Here is a 3,008-nt window from a genome sequence, read left to right as displayed (position 1 = left end):
GCGGCGCCCAGCAGCTCGCCCGCCGCCGCGCGGCTCCCCGGGCGGACGCGCATGAGCGAGATCAGTGCGTCGGTGTGCTCCCGCGCGAGCGGGCCGAGGCGGCCCACGCGGATCCGATCCTGGGATTCGGTGAAGGGGCTCATCGTCGAGACCTCGCAATGCCGGTCGTGTCGTACGTTGTGTGTCGTGCGTCTTGCTGCGGGTGCCGCGCGACGGATGGCGAGCTCGTGCCGTGGCACTCATGCGCCAGTCATAAACTAACGAACTTCGTTTACTCTCCTAGTGTGACGCATCACGACGCAAAAAGCACGAAGAATTCGAGTTCCGCCGATCGGGCCTGGCTTGCGGTGGCGGCCGTGCTCGGACTGCTGCTCCTCCCCGCCATGGCGATCGTCGACGCCTCTCCCGCCGACACGGCAGACACCGCGCGCAGCGCGCTCGCGCACGGCGCTACTCACGGCGCCGGGATCAGCACAGTCCACGGCACCGCTCACGGCGCTGCAAACGACACCGCGTCGGATCCCGTGAAGGATCCCGCGGAGGATCCCGTTTCGTCAGCTCCGGCCATCCTCGCCGGAGGGCTCGACCGCACCGCGCTCCTCCCCGGCCTGCAGGCGCCGGCCGCCTGGGCCGTGATCGAGACCGGCGGCGTATCCACCGGCGCCGCATCCACAGGCACCTCGCCCTCCGGCGCCGCATCGACCGAAGGCGCACTCGTGCCGGGAACCGTCTCCGGCGGGGCGGGCGGCGCCGACGCCGATACGCCGTTCCTCATCGGCTCGCTCAGCAAGCCGGTGACCGCCGCGGCGATCATGCGCCTGGTCGACTCGGGCCGACTGCGACTCGATGCGCCCGTGCGCGACTCCCTGCCGGAGTTCCGTCCGCAGGACGCCGATCCGATCACGATCGCGCAGCTGCTCAGCCACACCAGCGGCTTCGACGCCGACGCCGGGCTCGATGCGCGCCGCGATCCGACGCTCTCGATCCAGGACCGCGCGGCCCGCGCCGATACCGTCCCCCGGGCAGGCGCCGTCCCCCGAGCGACCACCGCGATCCTCGATGAAGCCGCGACTCCGGACGGCGCCGCACTCCATGACGGCGTCCCCTTCGCCTACTCGAACCTGAACTACGCGATCCTCGGCGCCGTCATCGAGGCGGAGAGCGGGCTGCCGTTCGCAGAGTTCCTGGAACGCGAGCTGTTCGCACCGCTCGGGATGACCCGGTCCACCGCGGATCCGGCCGAAGCGCAGCGCATCGCCGCGTCGGGTCACGGCTTCGCCTTCGGCGTGCCGTTCACGCGCGGTGAGACGGTACCCGCGGGAGCCGCACCCGACGGCTACCTCGTGTCGACCGCCGACGATCTCGCCGCCTTCCTGCGGATGCTGCTGCGCGAGGGCCTCGCCGACGACGGGACGCGGATCCTGAGCGCCGAGAGCGTGCGGGCCATGCTCACCCCGCGAACCACTGCCGAGAACGGCGACACCGCGGCCCCGCGGACCGACGGCTACGGACTCGGCTGGGGCACGGGCGCGGGCAGCGGCACTGACGCAAGCGGCACTCGCGCGAACAGCACTGCCGCCGGCAGCACTGCCGCGAACAACACTGCCGCGAACGGCATCGGGACCGGATCCGGATCCGGCACCGCGCCGATCGCCGCGCACGTCGGTCGCACGGACGGCTTCTTCGCGCACGCCGAGCTCCGCCCCTCCGAGGGCAGGGCGGTCGTGATGCTGCAGGCCGCGAACGGGCCGCTCTACGATCAGACGGCGCCGGTGCAGCAGATCGCGGCCTACTTCGACGGTCTGGACCCCGACGGCTCGGCTGGCGAGCCCGCCGCCGTCACCGCGCTCGTCTTCGCCGCGTTCGGCGCCTTCGCAGTGGGGTGCGTGTGGCTCGTGGGGCGCCTGCGCCGCCGCAGTGACCGCCGTCGCGATAGCCGCCGTGATAACCACCTCGACAGCAGCAGCCCCGCGGCGAGCGCATCCGTCACCGCACGCCGGGAGATCCGCCGCACGGCTTTCGACATCGGCGGGGCGATCTTCATCGTGCTGCTGTGGCAGCTCGCTGCCGGGCTCATGCTCGTCGGCCGCCCGACGCTCGCGGCCGATCCGCTTACCGTCTCGATCGAGCTCAGCCTGATCGCCTGGGGCGTCGGCGCGATCCTGCTCGCGCGCGGCATCGCCTGCGCGGCGGCGGCTCAGTCGTCGCGCAGGCGGACGCCGGCCTCCCGCAGCAGGCGGATCGCCTTCTGGCCAACACCGTGGAGGGCGAGCAGCTCCTTCTCGGAGTAGTCCGCGAGCTGGCCGGCCCTCGTCACACCGATCTCGGCGAGCGCGCCGGTCGCCGGGCGGCCGATCGCGGGCAGCTCCTCGCTCACCGCTTCGACTCGGTGGGCGATCACTCGTGCGATCAGGTCGGTCGGCAGCGGCTCCGAGAGCGGGAACTGCACCGAGCCCTTGCCCTGCTTGTACGCAGCGAATTCGGCGGCGAACGCCTCGTGTCCCACCGGTGTCGCGTAGAGGCCGATGTGGTTCTTGAACCCGCCCAAGTAGATGAGCGGGCGGCCGCCCAGCTTGTAGCCGATCAGCCCGTAGCTCACGCTTTCGACCGCCAGCGGGCAGCGCTCGCGCACCATCGCGCGCAGCGCCTCCAGGCGGGCCCGGACCTCGGCGGGAAAGCGATCCAGATATGCGACGACTTCGTCCATGCGATCAGCCTACGGCGTGGCTCGCGGTTCGATACCCGCCCGATGGCCACGCCCCGGGATCACACTCGTTGGCCACGCCCCGCACTCACGCCCCGAGCCGCCACGCTCCCGCCGCGTGCTGCTGGCGCCAGAACTCCGCGAAGCGGCCCTGGGCTTCGAGGAGTTCGCCGATCGCCCCGTCCTCGACGATGCGCCCGGCTTCGAGGAACACCACGCGATCGGCCGCGCGGATCGAGCTCAAGCGGTGCGCGACGATCATCCGGGTGCGCGGCACGGGGTCGGCGGCGAGCGCGGCGGCGAC

The 3,008-nt window shown here is 72.1% G+C and carries 2 protein-coding genes and 1 pseudogene; 1 reads left to right on the top strand and 2 read right to left on the bottom strand.

What is annotated here, in order from left to right:
* The first annotated feature begins 284 nt into the window (after positions 1–284).
* A complete protein-coding gene (locus ACFPZL_RS11790) occupies positions 285–2,291 on the top strand; it encodes a serine hydrolase domain-containing protein (RefSeq protein ID WP_218115652.1) in 2,007 nt (668 codons plus the stop codon).
* Here the strand turns inward: ACFPZL_RS11790 and ACFPZL_RS11785 are convergent.
* Both ACFPZL_RS11785 and ACFPZL_RS11780 read right to left on the bottom strand, forming a co-directional pair.
* A complete protein-coding gene (locus ACFPZL_RS11785) occupies positions 2,198–2,707 on the bottom strand; it encodes a DUF1801 domain-containing protein (RefSeq protein WP_218115650.1) in 510 nt (169 codons plus the stop codon). The two genes, ACFPZL_RS11790 and ACFPZL_RS11785, sit on opposite strands and share 94 nt — an antisense overlap.
* Before the next feature lie 85 nt (positions 2,708–2,792).
* Positions 2,793–3,008 (bottom strand): annotated as a pseudogene (locus tag ACFPZL_RS11780) (iron ABC transporter permease); the annotation flags it as partial.

The sequence above is a fragment of the Leucobacter soli genome (assembly GCF_042659205.1).
GTDB lineage: Bacteria > Actinomycetota > Actinomycetes > Actinomycetales > Microbacteriaceae > Leucobacter > Leucobacter soli.
The sequence above is the reverse complement of the archived record's forward strand: the minus strand, read 5'-3'. Positions and strand labels throughout refer to the sequence as shown.

Coding starts and splice junctions, on each gene's coding strand:
- ACFPZL_RS11785 (WP_218115650.1), bottom strand. CDS start 2,707: ATGGACGAAGTCGTCGCATATCTGGATCGCTTTCCCGCCGAGGTCCGG.